Annotated in this window: 13 protein-coding genes; 1 reads left to right on the top strand and 12 read right to left on the bottom strand. The window is 45.3% G+C overall.

Annotation, left to right across the window (positions count from 1 at the left end; genetic code table 11):
- Window positions 1-57 precede the first annotated feature (57 nt).
- Together ABLA85_RS07175 and ABLA85_RS07180 are read right to left on the bottom strand one after the other, a co-directional pair.
- Window positions 58-189 (bottom strand): hypothetical protein, encoded by a 132-nt coding sequence (locus ABLA85_RS07175; RefSeq protein ID WP_367962631.1) that lies wholly within the window; start codon window positions 187-189, stop codon window positions 58-60.
- A gap of 11 nt (window positions 190-200) precedes the next feature.
- The gene (locus ABLA85_RS07180; RefSeq protein ID WP_367962687.1) at window positions 201-710 is read right to left on the bottom strand and encodes a hypothetical protein; all 510 of its coding nucleotides are present in this window, start codon (window positions 708-710) and stop codon (window positions 201-203) included.
- A 466-nt stretch (window positions 711-1176) separates the two neighbouring features.
- Here ABLA85_RS07180 and ABLA85_RS07185 point away from each other — a divergent pair, with 466 nt between their 5' ends.
- Window positions 1177-1935 (top strand): SDR family NAD(P)-dependent oxidoreductase, encoded by a 759-nt coding sequence (locus ABLA85_RS07185; protein ID WP_367962633.1) that lies wholly within the window; start codon window positions 1177-1179, stop codon window positions 1933-1935.
- A gap of 77 nt (window positions 1936-2012) precedes the next feature.
- Here ABLA85_RS07185 and ABLA85_RS07190 read toward each other — a convergent pair whose 3' ends face one another.
- The 10 genes from ABLA85_RS07190 to fliJ all read right to left on the bottom strand — a co-directional run bounded on the left by ABLA85_RS07190 (window position 2013) and on the right by fliJ (window position 20701).
- Window positions 2013-13838 carry an amino acid adenylation domain-containing protein gene (locus tag ABLA85_RS07190; RefSeq protein ID WP_367962635.1) on the bottom strand — a complete coding sequence of 3942 codons (11826 nt, stop codon included), beginning with the start codon at window positions 13836-13838 and terminating at the stop codon, window positions 2013-2015.
- A 382-nt stretch (window positions 13839-14220) separates the two neighbouring features.
- Complete coding sequence (gene fliR, locus ABLA85_RS07195; RefSeq protein WP_367962638.1) at window positions 14221-15003, bottom strand: flagellar biosynthetic protein FliR; 783 nt, start codon at window positions 15001-15003, stop codon at window positions 14221-14223.
- Window positions 15004-15005: 2 nt separating this feature from the next.
- Complete coding sequence (fliQ, locus tag ABLA85_RS07200) at window positions 15006-15275, bottom strand: flagellar biosynthesis protein FliQ (protein ID WP_038262736.1); 270 nt, start codon at window positions 15273-15275, stop codon at window positions 15006-15008.
- Window positions 15276-15367: 92 nt separating this feature from the next.
- Window positions 15368-16084, bottom strand: coding sequence for a flagellar type III secretion system pore protein FliP (gene fliP, locus ABLA85_RS07205; RefSeq protein ID WP_367962688.1), 717 nt, complete (start codon window positions 16082-16084; stop codon window positions 15368-15370).
- 82 nt (window positions 16085-16166) lie between these two features.
- The gene (fliO, locus tag ABLA85_RS07210) at window positions 16167-16613 is read right to left on the bottom strand and encodes a flagellar biosynthetic protein FliO (protein ID WP_367962640.1); all 447 of its coding nucleotides are present in this window, start codon (window positions 16611-16613) and stop codon (window positions 16167-16169) included.
- Between the two features lie 116 nt (window positions 16614-16729).
- Window positions 16730-17137: a flagellar motor switch protein FliN gene (gene fliN / locus ABLA85_RS07215; protein WP_367962642.1), complete on the bottom strand. Its 408-nt coding sequence runs from the start codon at window positions 17135-17137 to the stop codon at window positions 16730-16732.
- Complete coding sequence (gene fliM / locus ABLA85_RS07220; protein WP_367962644.1) at window positions 17130-18140, bottom strand: flagellar motor switch protein FliM; 1011 nt, start codon at window positions 18138-18140, stop codon at window positions 17130-17132. Before fliM ends, fliN begins: the two co-directional genes overlap by 8 nt.
- Window positions 18141-18145: 5 nt before the next feature.
- The gene (gene fliL / locus ABLA85_RS07225) at window positions 18146-18622 is read right to left on the bottom strand and encodes a flagellar basal body-associated protein FliL (protein WP_367962646.1); all 477 of its coding nucleotides are present in this window, start codon (window positions 18620-18622) and stop codon (window positions 18146-18148) included.
- A 214-nt stretch (window positions 18623-18836) separates the two neighbouring features.
- The gene (locus tag ABLA85_RS07230) at window positions 18837-20258 is read right to left on the bottom strand and encodes a flagellar hook-length control protein FliK (protein WP_367962648.1); all 1422 of its coding nucleotides are present in this window, start codon (window positions 20256-20258) and stop codon (window positions 18837-18839) included.
- Window positions 20255-20701, bottom strand: a complete 447-nt coding sequence (fliJ, locus tag ABLA85_RS07235) for a flagellar export protein FliJ (RefSeq protein ID WP_367962650.1) — start codon at window positions 20699-20701, stop codon at window positions 20255-20257. Before fliJ ends, ABLA85_RS07230 begins: the two co-directional genes overlap by 4 nt.
- Window positions 20702-20704: the final 3 nt, after the last annotated feature.

Genomic DNA, 20704 nt, shown 5'->3' on the forward strand with positions numbered 1-20704 from the left:
TGCCGTGGAATTTGAACACCAGCGATATAATGTGAACTGCACGGTTTAATTGAGCGCTTACTTTTGTTCTTCTGCTTTACCTTCACTTTCTGCCTGAGCAATGGCAGAAAGCTGGCTTTGAAGAGATGAAGCAAATACAGGAGTGGATAGTGTGATCAGTAAAGATGCAATAAGAATTTTTTTAATCATGATTCACCTGCTTATTTTTTATCTTGGCACGTAGCATTAGGCTGAACGCGTGTTTCATTTGTTTTGGTTGAAATGACTACGGCTAGCCCTGGCGTGAATTGGCATGTACGCCCAACTTGAGTTGAAGTGTAAATTTTAGTGTTTTCTTTATAGGTAAGAGAGACACCTTCAACGATGACTTTATCATCTACCATTGATCCTGCTGCAGCACCAAGCGCGCCACCACCGATTGCACCCGCCGCAATACCTGCTCTGGAACCGGGACCTGCGTTATAACCCACAACACCGCCAGCCACAGCACCAAGAATGGCACCAAATGTTTGGGCTGCTTGTTTATTCGTGTTGTTTTCCACAACGATTTTGGCAGGAAGAACAGAAATGATATTGATTGTCTTTGTTTCTTGTTTTTCGTTTAATTGAGTTGTGTCATAAACATCTGCTGCAAATGAATCCGCATTGGATTGGCATCCACTGATGATAATTGCAAAGGTTGTGATTGCGGAGATGTATAATGATTTCATTTTCACTTTTTATTACCTACTAAACTGCAAAAATCAGGATAATGCATCATTTTGTTAGAAAAAACAAGATTATATCTGACTTGTATTAAATTAGGTCAGATTTAGTTGTGAGAAGAATGATGCTTGTAGTACCGTTCTCCAATTTCACTGAAAAAATATTGATGAATCTTTTATTGAATAATTAATAGTCAATCAGGCATAAAAAAGGAAATAACAAGATAATTAACAAATTATATTCTGGAGGATATGATAGTTAAACATTTCTTGTTTTTATAAATTTTAAAATACATTTTCTGGCGATAAGATAATATCTATCTTGAATAAATCAGTTTCCATATCTCAATCAATATCTGAAATACGCAATGCTCACTGGAAAATAAATTCCAGTCAGGAAAAATGGGATTAAGAATATTGCTATCTCTGGATTTATAACGAGCGTTGAAATTACATCAATGAGGGTAATAACATGGTTCGGTTTGAGGATAAGGTTGTCATTATTACTGGCGCAGGAAGTGGTATGGGGGAGGCTACAGCGAAACGTTTTTCGCAAGAGGGTGCCATTGTTGTATTAGCAGGACGGGATACTGATAAGCTTCATCGTGTTTTCAGTGAACTATCATCAAAAAAAGCGTTGGTGATCCAGACTGATGTGACAGATCGGGAATCAGTCAAAAATATGGTTGATGAAACGGTCAGGTATTTTGGCCGGATCGATATTCTGGTGAACAATGCAGGGTTGTATGCAATCGGCGATTTATTGAGTCTCTCAGAAGAAGAGGGTAATGCGGTATTGGCGACGAATTTTAATGGTGTGCTTAATTGTAGCTATTTTGCTTTACCTCATTTGTTGAAAAGTAAAGGATGTATTGTTAATAATGCCTCCATATCTGGCTTAGGAGGTGATTGGGGGAGCGTTCACTATTGTGCGTCAAAAGGCGCTGTCGTTAATCTCACTCGTGCTATGGCGCTGGATTATGGTTCACAAGGTGTTCGTGTCAATGCTGTTTGCCCAGGTTTAGTATTAACCCCGATGGTTGAGTGTCTTGACGAGGAAACTCTTAGGTCTTTCGATAGCCGTATTTCGTTGAAACGACCAGGGCAGCCGCATGAAGTGGCCGCCGCTATTGCATTTTTGGCGAGTGAAGATGCCAGTTTCATAAATGGTGTGAATTTGCCAGTGGATGGTGGGGTAACAGCGTCCAATGGTCAACCTAATTTTAATTAAAGGTTGTTAGATAACGAATTGAGAAGTGGCTCCACAGTTTATAGACAGATTGTGGAGCCGATGAATTTTTATTTCAGTTAGTGATTACAGTTTGAACTATTAAATTTGGTTGAGTGATTTTGGTTTATGGCCTTAGCCAGTTCACATAATGTGGGATGAGTAAATAACGTTGCTAGTGGGATCTCCATGTTTTGTTCACGCATACGGGCTAACACTTGTATCGCTATCAATGAGTGGCCTCCCAACGTGAAGAAATTATCATGGCGGCCTACCTGTTCCAGTTTCAGCAACTTTTTCCATATTTCAGCCAGTGCAATTTCTACCTCACCGAGCGGCGCTTTATAGTCGGAATAGCCGGAAGTTACAACGGTAGATTGATCTGGTATCAGTAAATCTTGCGCTAAGCCAGCCTGAACAGTATTAAAATCCGCCAGGAATTGTTGGCGTTCTTTATCAGACGAAATAGAAATATCCATGATTGGTTTATGAGGTTCATCTTCCAATACTTTTACCAGATCTGTCAGGGCCGTTGTCATGCAGGCAATCAAGTGCGCTGGATCGATTCCCGATACAGTCTGGGCCGTCAACAGGAAACCTCTGCCCAAATCATCTATTGCTAAATAGAGAGGGTAATTAGTTCTTTCTTGCCCTGTCACTAGACGTATGCCTTCCCATAGCGTGTTGGTAAGGTTTGATTGGCTATGGCGATAGTTAAGCAGTGTATTAAACAGTGGCAGAGGCGGTGTTACACCACTACAGCGCTGAGCCAGCGCCAGTGGTGCCTGTTCGTGCTCAAGTAACTGCGTCAGACTGCGGTAAGCCGCTTGCACAGTTTCCTGTGCGTTGTTGCCTGCAAGTCGGATGCGTACAGGCAGAGTATTGATAAACAACCCCAGGATCTGATCAATATCAGCGTTTCCTTGCATGCGTCCGAGCAAGACTGTCCCGAAAATGACATCATCTCGCCCGCTTATTTTTGCCAGAACTTGTGCTAGCGCGACATGGAACAATACTCCGGGGCTGACTCCCTGACGACGCGCCTGTTTGCGGATAGCTCTGGATAGGGTGGCATTAAGTGGCTTGATGACTTCGGTTATCTGCCTATTTTCACGGTAGATATCCACTATTCCGAAAGGCACAGTGGGTGTATCCACATCGACGAGCATTTCACGGAAAAAGGTTTCGTGATCTGATATCGGTATGCATAAAGACTGAGCGATAAAGTGACGATAAGGCAGTGCAGGAGGTAACAATTTGGTATGCGGGTGCAGAAGTTCTTTGATTTCAGCGACGATAATATCCAGCGACATATGATCATTAAGTATATGATGGCAGCAGAAAGCCAGCAACCATTCACCTTGATGTGGATCATAGACAATATCGGCAGAGAATAGCGGTGCATGGCTTATATCAAGGCGACACTGGCGTGGGGCGGTATGCGCCAGCAATTGGGAAGAAATATCTTTATCACCGTCTGGCACAAAAGTGTTGATAGGCAGGGAAGCCTGACGCCAGACAACTTGTACGGGTTGTGTTAAACCCTCCCAACAGATAGCTGTGCGCAGAATATCGTGGCGGTTAATGAGCTGTTGCAAGGCCACCAGAAAAGCATCAAGACGTTCGCGGGTGTCGAACGCAAACAAAGTTTGTAACAGATAAACGTCTCCTTGTGTTTGCATCAGATGGTGGAACAACATACCTTCCTGTAATGGTGCAAGTGGGTAGATATCCTGAATATTGGTGATGCCATCGGGAATGGTGGCGGCGATAGTATCAATTTCAGGTTGTGTCAGAGAAACCAGTGGCAGCATATCAGGAGTAATGGCAGTGCAGTCATCAGGGATCAGATTAGGCGGTATAGCGGGCGTAGGGGATGTGGCTGCATTATTTTCAATATCCTGCATGAATTTTGCCATTTCAGCCAATATCGGAGTGACAAACACAGTGCGCATATCAAGGCTCCAACCCCGGCTGCGCAGTCGTTCGATCAGATTGATAATCATCAGAGAATGACCGCCCAGTTCAAAGAAATGGTCATAACGGCCAACTTTTTCCACTCCTAATAATGTTTGCCAGATCTCCACCAGAACTCTTTCTTTTTCACCGAGCGGTGTTTCATAAGCATGAGTCACGATTGATGACTGATCCGGCATCGGCAGGGCCTGGCGGTTGAGTTTGCCATTGGGAGCCAACGGAAAAGCATCCAGTATCACAAATGCACTGGGCAGCATATAATCAGCAAGATATTGTGCAAGTTGTTGGCGCAGTTCTGCGGGCACAAGTTTTGTATTGGATTCGGCGATCAGATAAGCAATAAGGCGTTTATCACCACCTGTTTTTGCATAAGAAGCATCTTCGCGGGCAAGTACAATAGCTTCCCGTACGCCCTGACATTGTAGCAATCTGGTTTCGATTTCTCCCAGTTCAATACGAAATCCGCGGATCTTGACTTGAAAATCATTGCGGCCGAGGTATTCGATATTGCCGTCAGATCGCCAGCGAGCCAGATCACCGGTTTTATACATGCGTGCGTTGGGGTGCTCACTAAAAGGGTCAACAACAAATTTCTCTGCTGTCAGCGCAGGTTGGTTTGAATAACCCCGGCCGACTCCCATGCCTCCGATATAAATTTCTCCACTGACGCCGATAGGAACTGGCTGACCAAGTGCATCCAGAATATAGACACGAGTATTAGATAATGGGCGCCCAATCGGAATGTTGTTGGTGATTTTGTCTGTTGCTATGTCCTTGTTTATTAGCATATGGTTTATCGGCATAGTCGTTGCAGTAACGGTTATTTCGGTGGGGCCATAGGCATTGATCCAACGGCAGAATTGTGTTTCCGGGTACGATAGCCAGTCCATTAAATAGCGGTGTTCTACTTTGTCACCTCCAACAATAATGATGCGCAGGTAGGGGCTGAAACCACTGCGTCTGACTATCATTTCTTGTACCCAATGGTGCCAGAAGGCGGTCGGGATATTGATGATGGTTATTTTCTGTTCGCACAAGAAATCGACAAAGGTGACATCCGGTATTTTGATATAGGGTGGGCGCAGAACCAGCGTGGCACCTGAGGACAAAGTAGGAAAAATATCTGACACTGAAATGTCAAATGCGAAGGTCACAAACTGCAAGATTCGATCGCCCAAGTGAGGCTCACTCACCTGACATTGAGCATGGATAAGGCTAACAACATTGTGATGTTCCAACATAACACCTTTTGGATTTCCGGTTGAACCAGAGGTGTAAATGATATAAGCCAAGTGGTGCGGTTTGATCCCCATTTGCTGGCTATCAGGATCATAGGCAGGCAGTTTTTGCATGTTGCCCTGGTGAATCTTGTCGTCCAGCAGCCAGATGGGAATATCCTGTATTGGTAAACGTGTCTGTAATTGTTTCTGGGTCAACAATATTACCGGCTTGCAGTCCGATAACTGATAAACCAGCCGTTCGGTGGGGTATTCTGGATCAAGTGGAATATAACCGGCACCGGCTTTTAAAATCCCGAAGAGGCCGATAATCATGTCTAAACCCCGTTCAACATGAATGGCGGCACGATCATCGGGGCGAATACCAAAAGCAATCAGCCCATGTGCCAGTTGATTGGCGCGGCAGTTAAGTTCGTGATAACTCAAAGATTGGTCTTCAAAGATCACTGCTGTTGCGTTTGGTGTGCGTTGTACTTGTGCTTCGAATAGTTGATGAATCAACGTATTGTCCGGCAAGTTGACCCTGGCATTTTGACAGGTTTGAGGAGTATTGAAATCCACCAGTAATTGTTGGCGTTCCTCAGCAGATAACATCGGCAGGCGGGCAATGGCTTGTGTTTCATCGCTTGCCATAGCCGTTAGCACATTGATGAGATAACCGACCATGCGTTCAGCGGTCGTGTGCTCGAACAGATCCGAAGCGTATTCCAGATAACCACTGAGGCCATCCAATGTTTCGGACAGTGACAACGTCAGGTCAAAATACGCACTGCGATGTGGCTGTTTTATCGGTGAAACAGATAAACCAGGCAATTCAAGAGACTGAGTGGAAATATTGTTCAGGGCCAACATAACCTGAAAAATTGGGTTGTAGCTCAGGCTGCGTTCAGGTTGCAGAATTTCCACTAATTGTTCAAAGGGCAAGTCTTGATGTGCATAAGCTGCCAGCGCACGTTCACGGACGTGGGTGAGCAGATTGGCCACAGAATCGCCCGATTTCAACTCAACGCGCAAAGGCAGGGTATTGACGAAAAAGCCAATCAATCCTTCAAGTTCACTCTGCGAACGGTTAGCGACAGGTGTGCCGATGACAATATCATCCTGTCCGCTTAAACGGGCAAGTACGATCCCCCAGGCCGCAAGCAGCGTCATAAATAACGTCGTGTTTTGACGCTGTCCGAGAGCTTTGAGAGCAGACAGTAAGTCGGCATTCAGATGAACAGGGACGTGACTGCCAGTGTATCGTTGTTCCGGCGGGCGTGGATAATCTGTAGGAAGATCAAGCAATGCCGGTGCATCCTGAAGTTGTTTTTGCCAGAAATCCCGTTGTGTAGTGAAGACCACACCTTGTAACCATTTCTGTTGCCAGACGGCATAGTCCGGGTATTGGATGGGGAGGTGAGGTAAAGGAGCGCTATATTTTCCCAGTGCGGAACGGTAAAGAGCACTGAGTTCCCGAAGCAGTATCCCTACCGACCAGCCGTCGGTAATGATGTGATGTTGCGTCAGAAACAATACATGTTCTTCATCAGATAGTTGCAGTAATTGTCCTCGGATCATTGGCTCATTAGCAAAGTCAAACGGCGTTTGTGTTTCGAGTTCTGCCAATTGGTTAATACGGATCGTGCGAGAAGTTTCGTCTAAGCTGCGCAGATCTTGATAGGCCAGGGAAAAACCAATATCTGCACTATCAATATATTGGTAAGGCTGTTCATCAATCAGGACAAAACGGGTACGTAAACTTTCATGTCGGCTGACGAGATGATCAAGCGCAGTCGCAAGCGCAGCATGATCGAGATGCCCGCTGAGATGCAGAGCCAGCGGGATATGATAGGCCAGATTGGTTTTGGTATTGAGATGGGTGATGAACCATAAGCGTTGTTGAGAGAAAGAGAGTGGTAAAGGTTGACTACGATCAGTCACAGGAATAATGACTTGGTTTGTCACCGGTGTGTCGATAAGCACGGTTGCTAAATCGGCCAGAATCGGGTGGGAAAAGAGTTGTTGTAAATGTAATTCCCGCGCCAGTTTCTGGCGTATTCGTGCAGCAAGTTGGATAGCTAGCAGGGAGTGACCACCGAGTTCAAAGAAATGGTCATGACGACTAACTTGTTCCAATTTCAGCAGTTCTTGCCAAATTTCGGCCAATTCCGTTTCCATACTTCCGATGGGTGCTGCATAATTACGGGTCACCCGTGCCATCTGCGTTGGTATTGGCAGTGCCTGACGATTGAGTTTGCCATTAGGTGTCAACGGAAAGGCATCAAGCGTTACAAAAGCGCAGGGTAGCATATATTCGGCAAGGTATTGTGCAAGTTGCCGGCGTAGTTCTGCTGGCACCAGTATCGCATTTGGTTTAGCGAGTAGATAAGCAACCAGACGTTTTTCACTTCCTGTTTTTTCACCCCCTGTTTTTTCATAAGAAGTATCTTCTTGAGCAAGTACAACAGCTTCGAGTACATCGTGACATTGCGCTAGTCTGGCCTCAATTTCGCCAAGTTCGACACGAAAACCGCGTATTTTGACCTGAAAATCATTCCGGCCAAGGTATTCAATATTACCGTCAGGTAACCAGCGAGCCAGATCACCACTTTTGTATAGGCGGGCATCAGGGGCTGAAGAAAAAGGATCAGCAATAAAGTGTTCAGTTGTAAGTTCTGGGCGGTTTAGATAACCGCGGGCAACACCGACTCCACCGATATAAATTTCACCGGTAACACCAATTGGAACCGGTTCCCCATGACGATCAAGAAGATAGATTTGGATATTGGTAATCGGCTGCCCAATGGGGACTCGTCCGATATAACCATCTGGCACACACCGCCAGGCGGTGACATGAATCGCAGCTTCGGTGGGGCCATATAAGTTATGTAATTGACAATGGGTAAAGTAAGACAAACATTTCTGTTGCAAGGTATAAGGAAACGCTTCACCACTACAGAAAATATGACGCAGAGAAAGACAACGCCCGATGGGAATAGCATAGAGAAATTGTTGTAGCATGGTAGGTACAAAGTGGATGATAGTAATCCTGTTCCTTTCTATCTCAGACAATAAATAGAGCGGATCTTTGTGACCATCAGGACATGCCAGGATTAATTGAGCACCAAACATCAGGGGTGGGAATAACTCCCAAACGGAAACATCAAAACTGAATGGTGTTTTCTGCAAGATACGATCCTGAGAGGTGAATTGATAAGTCTCTTGTGCCCAGAGTAAACAATTCACAATCCCGCGATGCTCATTCATTACCCCTTTTGGCAAACCTGTCGAACCAGAAGTATAAATCACATAAGCCAGATGGTGTGGGGTCAGACCAAGGAGCAGAGGATCAGGGTTACTGGCTGGCATATCCGTAATGAGGAATGCAAGATTACAGAGGTCAATAATAGGTACAGTGCTGACCAGCCGGTTAATCAACGGTGTTTGGGTGAGTAAGACAACAGGAGCCGCATCCTCAAGTATATAGGTCAGCCTTTCGGCCGGATAGCTTGGATCGAGCGGAACATAAGCACCGCCAGCTTTAAGGATAGCGAGTAATCCTACCACCATTTCCAGACTGCGCTCAGCACAAATTGCCACCCGATCATCAGGACGGACACCTAAGGCAATCAGACGATGCGCTAAGCGATTGGCCTGACGGTTCAATTCAGCATAACTTAACGACTGCTCTTCAAAAATAACAGCAATTGCATCAGGATTGCGTTGTGCCTGTTTTTCAAATAATTCGTGAATAAGTGCATCATATTGTGGGAAATCCACTGCTGTATCTTGAGACAATGAAAAGTCTTGACGGGATTGAACTGTGTTGAAATCCACCAGTAATTGTTGACGCTCGCGAGCGGGCAAAATCGAAATCTCTAAAATTGGCTGGTGGGGTGAGGTTTCCAATGCTTTGACCAAGCCTGCCAGGGCCGTGGTCATATAGCCAATCAGACGAACCGAATCGATATTCGGTACAGTTTGGGCAACCAGGCTAAACTCATCACCCCAATCATCGACAAACAAACCGATGGGATAATTAATCCTCTCTTCTTGCATCAACAGACGTGTGCCTTCTAATTTAGCAAAGGTGGCATCCGATTGACTATGACGATAGTTAAGCAGGGTGTTGAAAAGTGGTAAAGGTGGTATGACGCCGCTACAGCGTTGGGCCAGCGTCAGTGTTGCCTGTTCATGTTCTAACAATCTCATCAGGTTGAGGTAGGTCTCTTGAAGGGTTGTCTGTACGCTATTCTCCGTAAGTCCAATCCGAATGGGTAAGGTATTAATAAGCAATCCCATGACTTGATCGATGCCAGAACTGCCTTGCATACGCCCCAACAATACCGTACCAAAGACTACGTCATCACGCCCGCTGGTTTTTGCCAGCACCAAAGCTAAGGCAACATGAAACAAGATACTGGGACTGATCCCCTGACGTCGGGTTTGTGTGCGAATCGCTCTGGACAGTGCAGTATCAAGTGACTGTTTAGTTTCCGATATTTGCTGCTTATTGCTATTTTTCTGCTCACCGCTATGAAGATCCAATATTTCGAAAGAGGCTGTTGGTGCATCTACATCAGAAAGTACTTTGTGGAAATAGGCTTCGTGAGTTGAAGTCGATACATGCAGGGATTGCGCAACAAAGTTACGATAAGGTAATACTGGGGGCAATGTTTCAGAATGACGGCTGTCAAGATACCCGCTTTCGGCGTAATTGGGCAATTCGGAATGACCACGTAATAATACACCGATTTCATCAATAATACGCTCCAGTGTTATATGGTCACAGATTAAATGATGGATGCACAGTGCCAGTAACCACGCATTCTGAGCCGGATCATAGGCAATGTCGGCAGAGACTAACGGAGCCTGACTTATATCAAAACGGTGCTGGTGGGGATCTGAGTGTGCCAGTAATTGAGAGGAGATCTCCTGCTCGCTATTTGCCGAAAACGTATTAATGTGTAAAGAGACCTGCCGCCAAACGACCTGCACTGGCTGCGCTAATTCCTGCCAATAGATTGAAGTGCGCAGAATATCATGACGGTTAATGACCCGTTGTAAGGCTGCCAGAAAGGTATCAAGCCGTTCGCGGGAATTAAAGGACAGTAAATTGCGTAACAGATAAATATCCCCCTGTTTCTGCAACAGATAATGGAAAAAAATGCCTTCCTGTAATGGTGTGAGTGGATAGATATCTTGAATATTGGCAGCCCCTCCGGGAATAGCTGCGGCGATGGCATCAATTTCATGTTGAGACAGGGAAACTAAAGTTAGCATGTCGGGTGTAATGGTAGTACAGCCGTCAGGGATGAGATTAGGCGGAACAGTGAATACTGCCGCATTTTCTTGCTCTATATTTCCCTGAATTGCCTCTTGCTGAGCCGACAGTATTGCGTTTGCCATCTCGTGTAATACTGGTCTGGTAAATATGATCTGGATATCAAGACCCCATCCCAGATTGCACAGTTGTTCTATCAGGCTAACGGCCATCAAAGAGTGGCCGCCAAGCTCAAAAAAGTGGTCGTAGCGGCTGACATGTTTCACTCCGAGTAATGTTTGCCAAATTTGGCTCAGGGTGATTTCGATTTCTCCTATAGGTGCCTGGTAACTGCGAGTGACGATTGCGGTGTGATCTGGTTTCGGAAGAGCTTGACGGTTGAGTTTGCCATTGGGGGTCAGAGGAAAGGCATCGAGTGTCACAAAGGCACTGGGTATCATGTATTCGGCAAGATGTTGTGAAAGCTGTTGCCGCAATGCCATAGGTTCTAATTCAATACCTGTCTCAGGTAGTAAGTAAGCGACCAGATGTTTTGAAGCTGGCCTATTCTCATCAGGCGTATTCTGATGAGAAAGATCCTCATGGGAAATATTTTCATAGGGTAGCACTATAGCTTCATGTACACCGTGGCATTGCCGTAATCTTGCTTCGATCTCTCCCAGTTCAATGCGTAAGCCACGTAGTTTGATTTGAAAATCATTGCGGCCTAGATATTCAATCTTGCCATCGGGTAGCCAACGCCCCAGATCACCGGTTTTGTACATCCGGGCGTCAGACTCAGAAGAGAACGGATTGGAGAGGAAACGTTCAACAGTGAGTTCGGGGCGGTTTAGATAGCCGCGGGCAACGCCGACACCCGCGATATGAATCTCTCCGGCAACCCCTAACGGAACGGGTTGACCATAAGTATCAAGGATATAGATTTGGGTATTAGCAATGGGATAACCAATCGGTGGTGCTTTGTCTTCTTGACTGTCACATTGATAAAAAGTGGCACAAATGGTGGTTTCTGTCGGGCCATATGCATTGAACATCCGTCGCCCTTGTGCCCAACGTTTGACCAGCGTAGGCGGGCACGCTTCCCCTCCCAGGATTAAAGTTTGCAGTGTTGCCGGAATAGTATTCATTGTTGCCAGAACCGTGGGGGATAAGATGGCGAGAGTAATCGCATGTGCCTCTAAATAGTCAGACAGCGTTGTACCCGGCAGAAGGTTGTCCCGTTTGGCAAGATAAAGGCGAGCGCCTGCCATGAGTGCCATAAAACATTCCCACATGCAGGCATCGAAACTGTTGGAGGCAAATTGCAGGATGCGATGATCTGGTGTGATGGTGAGTACGTCTTTCCAGGTAATAATATAATTACACAAACTGCGATGTTCTATCATGACGCCTTTGGGCTGCCCTGTAGAGCCGGAGGTATAAATGACATAAGCCAGATGGCGGGAAGTCAGCCCCAGTGACCGGGCTTCTGGGTTTTCTTCTAATCCTTCATCCAAAACAGAATATTCTGGTGTATCAAGTAATAGAGTTGGCAGATTACTGTTCCACGTTTCTGCCACTGTTTTCTGAGTAAATACTGTCTGGGTAAAAATTGTCTGGATAAATGCTTTCTGAGTAACCAGCGCCACGGGGTCTGAATCATTGAACATATATGCCAGTCGTTTGGCCGGATAAGTCGGATCGAGGGGTACAAAGGCGCCACCAGCCTTGAGAATACCTAATAAACCAACCACCATTTCCAGGCTGCGTTCAACACAAATCGCCACCCGATCATCAGGACGCACACCGAGCGCAATCAGATGATGTGCCAGACGATTGGCGCGTTTATTCAGCTCTTCGTAGCTCAATGATTGCTCTGCAAAAAGCACAGCAGTGGCATCTGGTGTGCGCTGCACTTGTGCTTCGAACAGTTGATGAATCAGCGCCTCCTGTGGAAATTCGGTTTGGGTGGCGTTGAAATCCACCAAAATTTGTTGGCGCTCAATGTCGGGCAGGATAGGCAGATTGACTATTTTCGTATTTGTGAGGGATGGTGTTTCCAGAGAAGTGAGAGCGGCATCAAGCAAAACGGCAAGGCGGGACTGAAGCGTTATAACTTCCTTCGTACTCAGGTAATCAGGCGAAAAATAGAACTCAATGGAAAGTGGGAAATCAGCATCTTCATGACGGGCGGTGTTTGTGTATTGTTTGATTCTGATAGAGAGAGGATAAGGGACACCAGAATGTAGGTCGAAGAGTTTGATGTTGGTACTTTCTCCTTCCATATGCAGATTAGCGCTGAACGGTTCGAGAGATAAAGTGACATTAAATAATTGAGGAGCTGAGACTTTTTGTCGGGTATGTATTTGTCGATTTAGCTCTACGATGGGAAAGCTTCGGTGCTTGTAGCAAAGATTCAATTCGGTTGCGGCTTTGCGTATGACATCGCGAAATGTATCCTCTGGTGAAAGGGTGATGCGTATGGGGAGTACGGAGGCGAACATGCCTATTGTGTGCTTCTGTTGTATATTTTTACGATTGTGTAAGGGAATACCGATAACAATTTCATCCACATCTGCTGTTCGAGCGAAGTAGCAGGCCAGAAGGGCATACATGAAATGCAGAAGGGGTAATCCCTGTTTACCGCCGGCTTTTTTAATACGTTTAAACAGTGTCTGGTCAATTGACCAAATAACAGGCTTGGAAGCAATAGGCTTAGTTTGTTTGTGGTTCTTGATATTATTGGCATCGGTGTTATTGAAATTAGCGTGCTGGAGTAAGGGAGGGGGCAGGTTTTCATAGCGCTTCAACCAAAATTGCATATCTTGTGAGTAATGTTCAGAAGCAAGGTAATTGAGGTTATCCGTAATAAAATCCAGATAAGAGTGAACTGAGTTGCTCAGTGTTTCTCCTTTTTTCAAACGGTTATAGTTATCAATAACCTTGTCAAGTAGTATGCACAGGCCAGTCCCATCAATGATCAAATGATGACCGCAAAACTGCCAATACCGACAGGTATGACTGACTCGCAATAACTTGGAACGCCACAATTCATCATTCAGTTGAAATGGACGCATAAACTCGGTATCCATGTAGTGTTGTACTCTGTTTTCAGCATCTGAATACGATGAAAAATCGAGTATATCCATGGTGATAGGGAGGGAATGAATAATCTTCTGGGTGGGCAAAGTGTGAGTGTTGATAAACCGTAAACGTAGAGTGTCATGACTACAAACAACCTTTTCAAAGGCGCGGGCAAATAATTCTTCGTTCAGATCGCCTTCGATACAGATAAAAAGGCTGAGATTGTAGTGGGAAGCATCGGGGTGAATGGCCTGATCAAACCAGACGGCTTGCTGAGGAGAACTAAGTGGGTATGTATGCGGGGGGAGGGAATTATTATTACGAACTGCTGAGGAAGTATGTGAAGAGTTATTAGGTAACATTTTCATTTCTCCTTGATAATAGTTCGGTTTTGGTTTGTCTCATCCACTTGAAAATAAATAAAATATTTCTTTTAATTGCCCTTCGATAAGAATGAACTGGGTATGGTTGGTGGGAGAATTCCCACATTAAATACATACATGATTATAACGTTCAGGAATTAAATTAACTGAAATAAATACCGTATGTCGATAGTTTTATAATGGTAATATTAATCGTGAATGAGGATAAGACGATGTCTGGATGGTGTCTGATCTGAATGGTGTCTGGATGAAAAAATACAGAGCAAAGTGGGTGACTGTGATATTTATTGGGACAGTAGCAGGAATGAGAAATACGAAAAAATTATCCCGCCGAATGACGGGGTTATCAGACAAATAATATCTACAGCACCATATTATTAATGATTAATGCCAGACGATCGAACATCTCACCAAATAACCGCTCAGTAAACGGCACCAGCATTGGGAACAACAGGGAAAGTGTGAAAATACCAACTGTCAGGGTCAGGGGAAAACCGACCACAAACACAGAAAGTTGAGGTGTCATGCGGTTCAACATGCCTAAAGAAAAATTCAATACCAGAAGCAGAGTAATCATTGGCATTGCCAGCATCATGCCATTGATAAAGATCAGACTGGCACTTTGTGCCAGCAATAGAAAACCTCTGGGGTTCAATGGGGTAGATTGAATCGGGATGGAATAAAAGGTATCTGCCAGAATAGACAATATCCATAAATGACCATCAAAAGCCAGAAATAACAGCATCATCAGCATATTCAGAATACGTGCCAAGATTGGCATATTCGGGCCACCGGTAGGGTCAAAAAATATGGCGAAAGAGAGCCCCATTTGTAAACCAAGTATTTCACCGGTATGACGCACCACCGCAAAGGCAATCTGTATGGTTAACCCCAAAGCTATGCCAATTAGCATCTGCTGTATCAAAACCCAAATCCCGGCAACGGAAAAAATCGGGATTTGGGGAGAAGGAATATTTGGAACCAATAAAGCAGTGATCACTAATGCCAGGCCAATTCTGACTTTTATCGGCATCTGTTTTTCACTGAAAATCGGGGCAATACTGAACAATGCTAAAAGACGCACCATTGGCCAGAAAAAATCACTGACGAGACGGGCAAGTGTTTCGCTATCAAACGGGATCATGATTAACCAATAATGGCTGGAATACTGCTAAAAAGTGTACGCATGTAATCCAACAGCAGATTCAGCATCCACGGCCCGGCAATAATAATAGTGACAACAACGGCCAGAATTTTAGGGATAAACGATAAGGTCATTTCGTTTACCTGTGTTGCCGCCTGTAACAAGCTGATCACTAAACCACATATCAGCGCTGATAAAAGCAGCGGGGCAGCCAGCGCCAATGCGACTTTCATTGCTTCAACACCGAGAGCCATTACCGATTCAGGAGTCATAATTTTTCAAACCGTTCTTGAGCTTTTTCAATAATATTTAACGCCAAATATTTTTGTCTGGCACGTTCATCAAATTCAGATAGAGAAACGAATCAGACATAAAAACTTTGAGCTAACGAGCCAAGCAATAATTGCCAGCCATCTACCAGAACAAACAACATCAGTTTGAATGGTAGTGATATCGTGGCAGGTGGAACCATCATCATACCCAAAGCCATCAGGACGCTGGCTACAACCAAGTCGATGATCAGGAAAGGGATAAAAAGCGTAAAACCAATCTGGAACGCAGTTTTCAATTCGCTGGTCATAAAGGCTGGCACCAGAACACGCATCGGGACAGAATCTGCCGTTTCAAATGCCTGTTGATCGGCAAGGCGGGCAAACAGGGCCAAATCATTTTCCCGTGTCTGACGCAGCATGAATTGGCGTACAGGTTGAGAGCCTTTATCCAATGCAGCTTCCAGTGAGATTTTATCTTCACTAAAAGGCAGATAAGCATCCTGATAAACTTTGTCAAATACCGGGGCCATGATGAAAAAGGTCATAAACAATGCTAATCCCAACATGACCTGATTCGGTGGGGCAGAAGGTGTTCCCAGTGCGTTACGCAGCAAACCTAACACAATGATGATGCGGGTAAAGCTGGTCATCATCAGTAAGGCCGCGGGAATAAACCCCAGTGCGGTGATGAAAATCAGGGTCTGAACCGGCAGTGACCAACTTTGTCCACCATTGGCCAGTGGTTGGCTAATGATACCGGGTAGTTCCGCGGCAGCATTCATGGGAAACAATGGTAATAAAAATGTCATAAATACCGTTACCAGACGTACCAGATGAATGTGCAAGACAAATTTTCGGTCTGTTTTTTGATTGTCTGCCATAAAAAAAACTCTATTTTTCATCGCCATCCTTGTCATTTTTACTTTTTCGCTGGAGCGTATTTTTTAATAACTGACCGAAAGGAAGCGTGTTAAGTTCGGTTTCCTTTTCCTTGTTATCGGGAGATACAGATAGCTGATGTAATACATTGATTTGTTGAGATGTTACCCCCAAAACTAACCAGCTATCTTCGATTTGAACCACCACAACCCGTTCTTTTGGCCCAAGTGAGCAGCTTGCTTTGACATTAAGCAATCGGTGATTTTTGTTTTTAGCAGGCGAAAGCCCCAGACGACGGATCAACCATGTCATGAAAAAAATCAACAATAAGATCCCACCCAGTGCACTGCTGATCTGCATAAATGTCTGACCAGCCGAAAGGGAAGGGACATTTGTTGCTGTGCCTGCTATTGATGTATTGGTTATTGATGTATTGGCTGTTGTTGTGCTGGTCATCATAGCATCGGTATCTTTGCATTAATCATTGAAATAAGTGATTGGAACAGTCGGTGCGGCATCTGGTGCCGCACCATTTTGAAAAGAAGCATGAAAGGCAGGCTGATTCGCCATCATGGTTAACGACTCAAGCGACGCATACGTTCAGAAGGTGTGATGATATCTGTAATACGGATACCGTATTTGTCAGATACGACGACCACTTCTCCTTGTGCAATTAAATAGCCGTTGATCAGGATATCCAGTGGTTCACCGGCAAGGCCATCAAGTGACACCACTGAACCCTGAGACAGTTTCAGCAATTGTTTGATGGTCATTTTAGTGCGCCCTAGCTCAACGGAGAGCTTAACGGGAATATCCATAATCAGGTCAATATCGGAGATCTGAGAGAGCGCGTCCTGCGGCTCAAGGTTCTCAAAGATTGACGCACCGCTGTCAGAGGTCTGCTGTGCGGCCTGTTGTTCCAGCGCTTCTGCCCACAAGTCTTCAGTCGATCTGGTATCTGTGGGTTGTTTAGCATCACTCATTGGGCTTTTCCTCATCCAGAGCATTTAAAACAGGGTTAATCAGGTGTTCAACACGCAGGGCATACTGCCCGTTAAGTGTTCCATATTGGCTGGTGAGCACTGGCACACCATCAACGTGAACGATGAGACGTTCAGGTTTTTCAATCGGTAAAACATCGCCACTTTTCAGTTGGAGAATTTTTGACAGTCGCAAGGGGATATCAACAAAATTCGCCACCAGTTCCAGCTCTGAGTTCTGAACTTGTTTCACCAGACTTTCACGCCACTGCCCATCTTCCTGACGCACATTTTCCACCGGAGGATTGGTCAGGAGTTCACGCAGAGGTTCGATCATGGCGAATGGAATACAGATGTTGAATTCCCCGCACAGGTCGCCAATCTCCACCTGGAACGGTGTGGTTACCACGATATCGTTGGGTGAAGTTGTGATATTGGTGAATTTCACCTGCATCTCGGAACGCACGTATTCTACTTCAAGTTTAAAGATAGAATCCCATGCGTCGCGATAGGCATCCAATGCCAGTTTCAGCATCCGGTTGATAATACGCTGCTCGGTATAGGTGAATTCACGGCCTTCTACTTTAGTCGGGAAACGGCCATCACCGCCAAACAGGTTATCAACAGCGATATAAACCAGATTGGGTTCAAAAGCGAACAGTGCAGTTCCTCTCAATGGTTTCAGGTGAACCAGATTGAGGTTAGTCGGCACAGCCAAATTGCGGGCAAACTCAAGATAAGGCTGGATCTTAATGGCACCGACAGTAATATCCGGACTGCGGCGCAGCATGTTAAACAATCCCATCCTGAATTGGCGGGCAAAGCGTGCATTGATGATTTCCAGTGACTGCAAACGCTCACGTACAACACGGCGTTGTGTATTGGGATCGTAAGGACGAACCTCACTCTCCACTGATGACGCGATTTGTTCTACGTCATCCGCAGTAGCACTGTCACCATTGAGCAGAGCATCGATCTCTGCCTGTGAAAGAATATTGTCACTCATCGTGATTATCGCAGAATAAACGTAGTAAACAATACATCGGTGATCACCTGATCAGGTTCACCGGGTATCAGTGTCGGGCTCAGTGTCTGTTTAATGTCTTCCACTAAACGTACTTTGCCGTCATCTTTCGCCAGATCCGTCGATTTCTGGCGGGATAGTAACAGCAGCATACGGCTACGAACTTCTGGCAGATAATCATGGAAGCGCTGACGGGTTGTTCCATCGGGCAGACGTAATGTCACCCCGACATACAAAACACGATCAAAATGATCTTCGTTGTCGATCAGATTGACGGTGAAAGGCTCCAATGCCATGAATACCGGAGTATGAATGACTTTGGCTTTTTCTGAACTGTTATTGCTGGATTGCTTCATTGTCCACCAGCTATATCCCCCGATGGCGGTACTAAGAACAGCAATCAGTATTAACAGTATCATCCAAATTGGATTTGTGCGTTTACGTTCGTAGCTATAATCAGACATGGACAGACGAATTCCTGTTTTCTGTAACGAATAAGATACCGCGCATTCCGTGGCGGAGCTCCTTATTCATCAAATTCAATATCAATTATCCCGCGTCTTTGTTCCGGCAATAGCAGGAACAAACGTGGAAAAAACCATTAACTCACGCGTTTGTTATCGGCCTTGTTTCGTTTTTTTACAGTTATTGTTGTAAATGATGAAATCAGGCAGATAATCAGGCGAAAATATCAACGCCTCCACGACTTGAAGCGAGTTGTTGAGGAGTCATTCGGATCATTGATTCATGAGTTGTTGGCACTGATGTTGCTGCTAGTGTTCCATTACTTTCAGCATGGGTTCGGGTATTGGCCTGTGGCTGTGGATTTGCTGATTGCTCCTGTTGCCAACTTTCCGATGTCTCACTCCCTACACTGCTTTGAGCCAGTTGGATGCCATTTTCTGCCAGCGCATGACGAAGATTAGGCAGGGCTGTTTCCAAAGCGGCACGGACATGTTGATGGGCAGAGACAAAATGTAATTGGGCCTGATTATCTTCAACACTCATGCGGATATGCAGTGCCCCCAGTTCTTGCGGGTGTAAGCGCAATTCAGCTTGTTGTAATCCATTACGGTTAAAAAACAACACGTGTTGGTTTAGTTGCTGCTGCCACTCTTCGCTGCCAAGATGGGCGCTTAGTAAAGGCGCAGGTGTACCATTTAACTGAAATTGTCCGTTTGTTTGATGGCCCGCAGAAATTTGGGGAGAAGTCAACAGGGCGTGTAGTGCTCCAGAAGGGAAAGTCTCCGTAGAAGCTGTTGCTAATGTTGATGCCCCTTGCATGAGCGCGAACTCTTTCCCGCTATTCTCTTTTCCATTCGTTAATGGAATCGAATTTTGATCAGAATTGTTAGCCGTTGATTTCACTTTTCCGCTCGTTGATACCCATACGGATCGATTTTTGACAGAAGCTTGTCCATTGCTGAGCGGGGTAGTATCTTGCCTGATAAAAGAGCGGATTTCGTCATCTAATCCCTTATCTTCGGTATGCTCCGCCAGACCTGTTGTCGCCAGCACCATATCTCCTTTGGCTTTTTTGCCAAGTTTGTCAGCTAACATGCCATCAAGGCTGTTGTCAATGTCTGACAAGTCATCTGGATTTTCTGAACTGCCCTCGGTTGACTGGCGATTGATCAACCCGGCTAGCTGAATAGGCATCGCGTTGATCAACGTGTCAGCAGACAAAGGATCTTCATCGTCCAGCAAGGTAAGTTCTGCATCACTGTCTGATATTGACGCTGATATTGGAGCTGATGTTGAAGGTAATGCCGAAAATTTATCCTGTATGGTTGTTTGCCCAGTTATAACTAATGAGGGGATTAATTCACCTTCTATTTTGTTATCAGTGGAACGTTTCTCACCATTTTCACTATTTCCGTGGGCTTTATTGCTTTGATCAGAATTGGTTTTAGCAGAATTGCTTTGAGCAGAACGGCCCTGAACAGAGGCTTTCTGTAAAGTGTCCGTCTCTTTATTGAGAAACTGCCCAAATTCCGGTGCCTTGTCTTTAGGCACGTTACCGTCTAACAGGAGCTGTTGATTTTTTCCTGTCGCTTTTTCCGTCAATGTTAAATCAGTAGGCGAAAGAGTGAGATTCATTGTTTCATTCTCCGTTGTGCACCACGTTGTGCGTACTCGTCCATTTGTTTTTGCTCCATGCGATCTTGGTGTAACTTCAAATTATGTTCTGCCCGCTGTTGCAGAGTGTCGAAGGCATTCAGACGCTGCTGTTTTTCCTGCCACTGTGACATGGCTTGCTCAAGCCGTTTTTTCCATTGGTTGAGCTGTAATTTGTGTTGTTCAATTGCCATTTCCAGCGTTTTCATGAACTGCTGATAGTTTTGCCACGTTGAGCTGGACATGCCGCCAGTGAGTGTAGTGTTTAAACGTGTACGGTATTCATCCTGATAATCCATTAACGCTGCGAGTTGCTGCTCCATTTGCTGATGACTCTGCCGCACCTGTGCAAGTTGTATTGCGGCTTTTTTTGCTGCGTCCTGTGCAAGGTCACGCAAAGTCATAAGAGGGGAGTGTTGTTGCATTTA

It is taken from the genome of Xenorhabdus sp. SGI246, assembly GCF_040838225.1.
GTDB lineage: Bacteria > Pseudomonadota > Gammaproteobacteria > Enterobacterales > Enterobacteriaceae > Xenorhabdus > Xenorhabdus indica.

Excerpts from the sequence above, each read along its gene's own strand:
- ABLA85_RS07185 (WP_367962633.1), top strand. The coding sequence starts at position 1,177 with ATGGTTCGGTTTGAGGATAAGGTTGTCATTATTACTGGCGCAGGAAGT.
- fliO (WP_367962640.1), bottom strand. The coding sequence starts at position 16,613 with ATGATGACCAGCACAACAACAGCCAATACATCAATAACCAATACATCA.
- fliN (WP_367962642.1), bottom strand. The coding sequence starts at position 17,137 with ATGAGTGATGCTAAACAACCCACAGATACCAGATCGACTGAAGACTTG.
- fliP (WP_367962688.1), bottom strand. The coding sequence starts at position 16,084 with ATGACATTTTTATTACCATTGTTTCCCATGAATGCTGCCGCGGAACTA.
- fliL (WP_367962646.1), bottom strand. The coding sequence starts at position 18,622 with ATGTCTGATTATAGCTACGAACGTAAACGCACAAATCCAATTTGGATG.
- ABLA85_RS07175 (WP_367962631.1), bottom strand. The coding sequence starts at position 189 with ATGATTAAAAAAATTCTTATTGCATCTTTACTGATCACACTATCCACT.
- fliR (WP_367962638.1), bottom strand. The coding sequence starts at position 15,003 with ATGATCCCGTTTGATAGCGAAACACTTGCCCGTCTCGTCAGTGATTTT.
- ABLA85_RS07190 (WP_367962635.1), bottom strand. The coding sequence starts at position 13,838 with ATGTTACCTAATAACTCTTCACATACTTCCTCAGCAGTTCGTAATAAT.
- ABLA85_RS07180 (WP_367962687.1), bottom strand. The coding sequence starts at position 710 with ATGAAATCATTATACATCTCCGCAATCACAACCTTTGCAATTATCATC.
- fliQ (WP_038262736.1), bottom strand. The coding sequence starts at position 15,275 with ATGACTCCTGAATCGGTAATGGCTCTCGGTGTTGAAGCAATGAAAGTC.
- fliM (WP_367962644.1), bottom strand. The coding sequence starts at position 18,140 with ATGAGTGACAATATTCTTTCACAGGCAGAGATCGATGCTCTGCTCAAT.
- fliJ (WP_367962650.1), bottom strand. The coding sequence starts at position 20,701 with ATGCAACAACACTCCCCTCTTATGACTTTGCGTGACCTTGCACAGGAC.
- ABLA85_RS07230 (WP_367962648.1), bottom strand. The coding sequence starts at position 20,258 with ATGAATCTCACTCTTTCGCCTACTGATTTAACATTGACGGAAAAAGCG.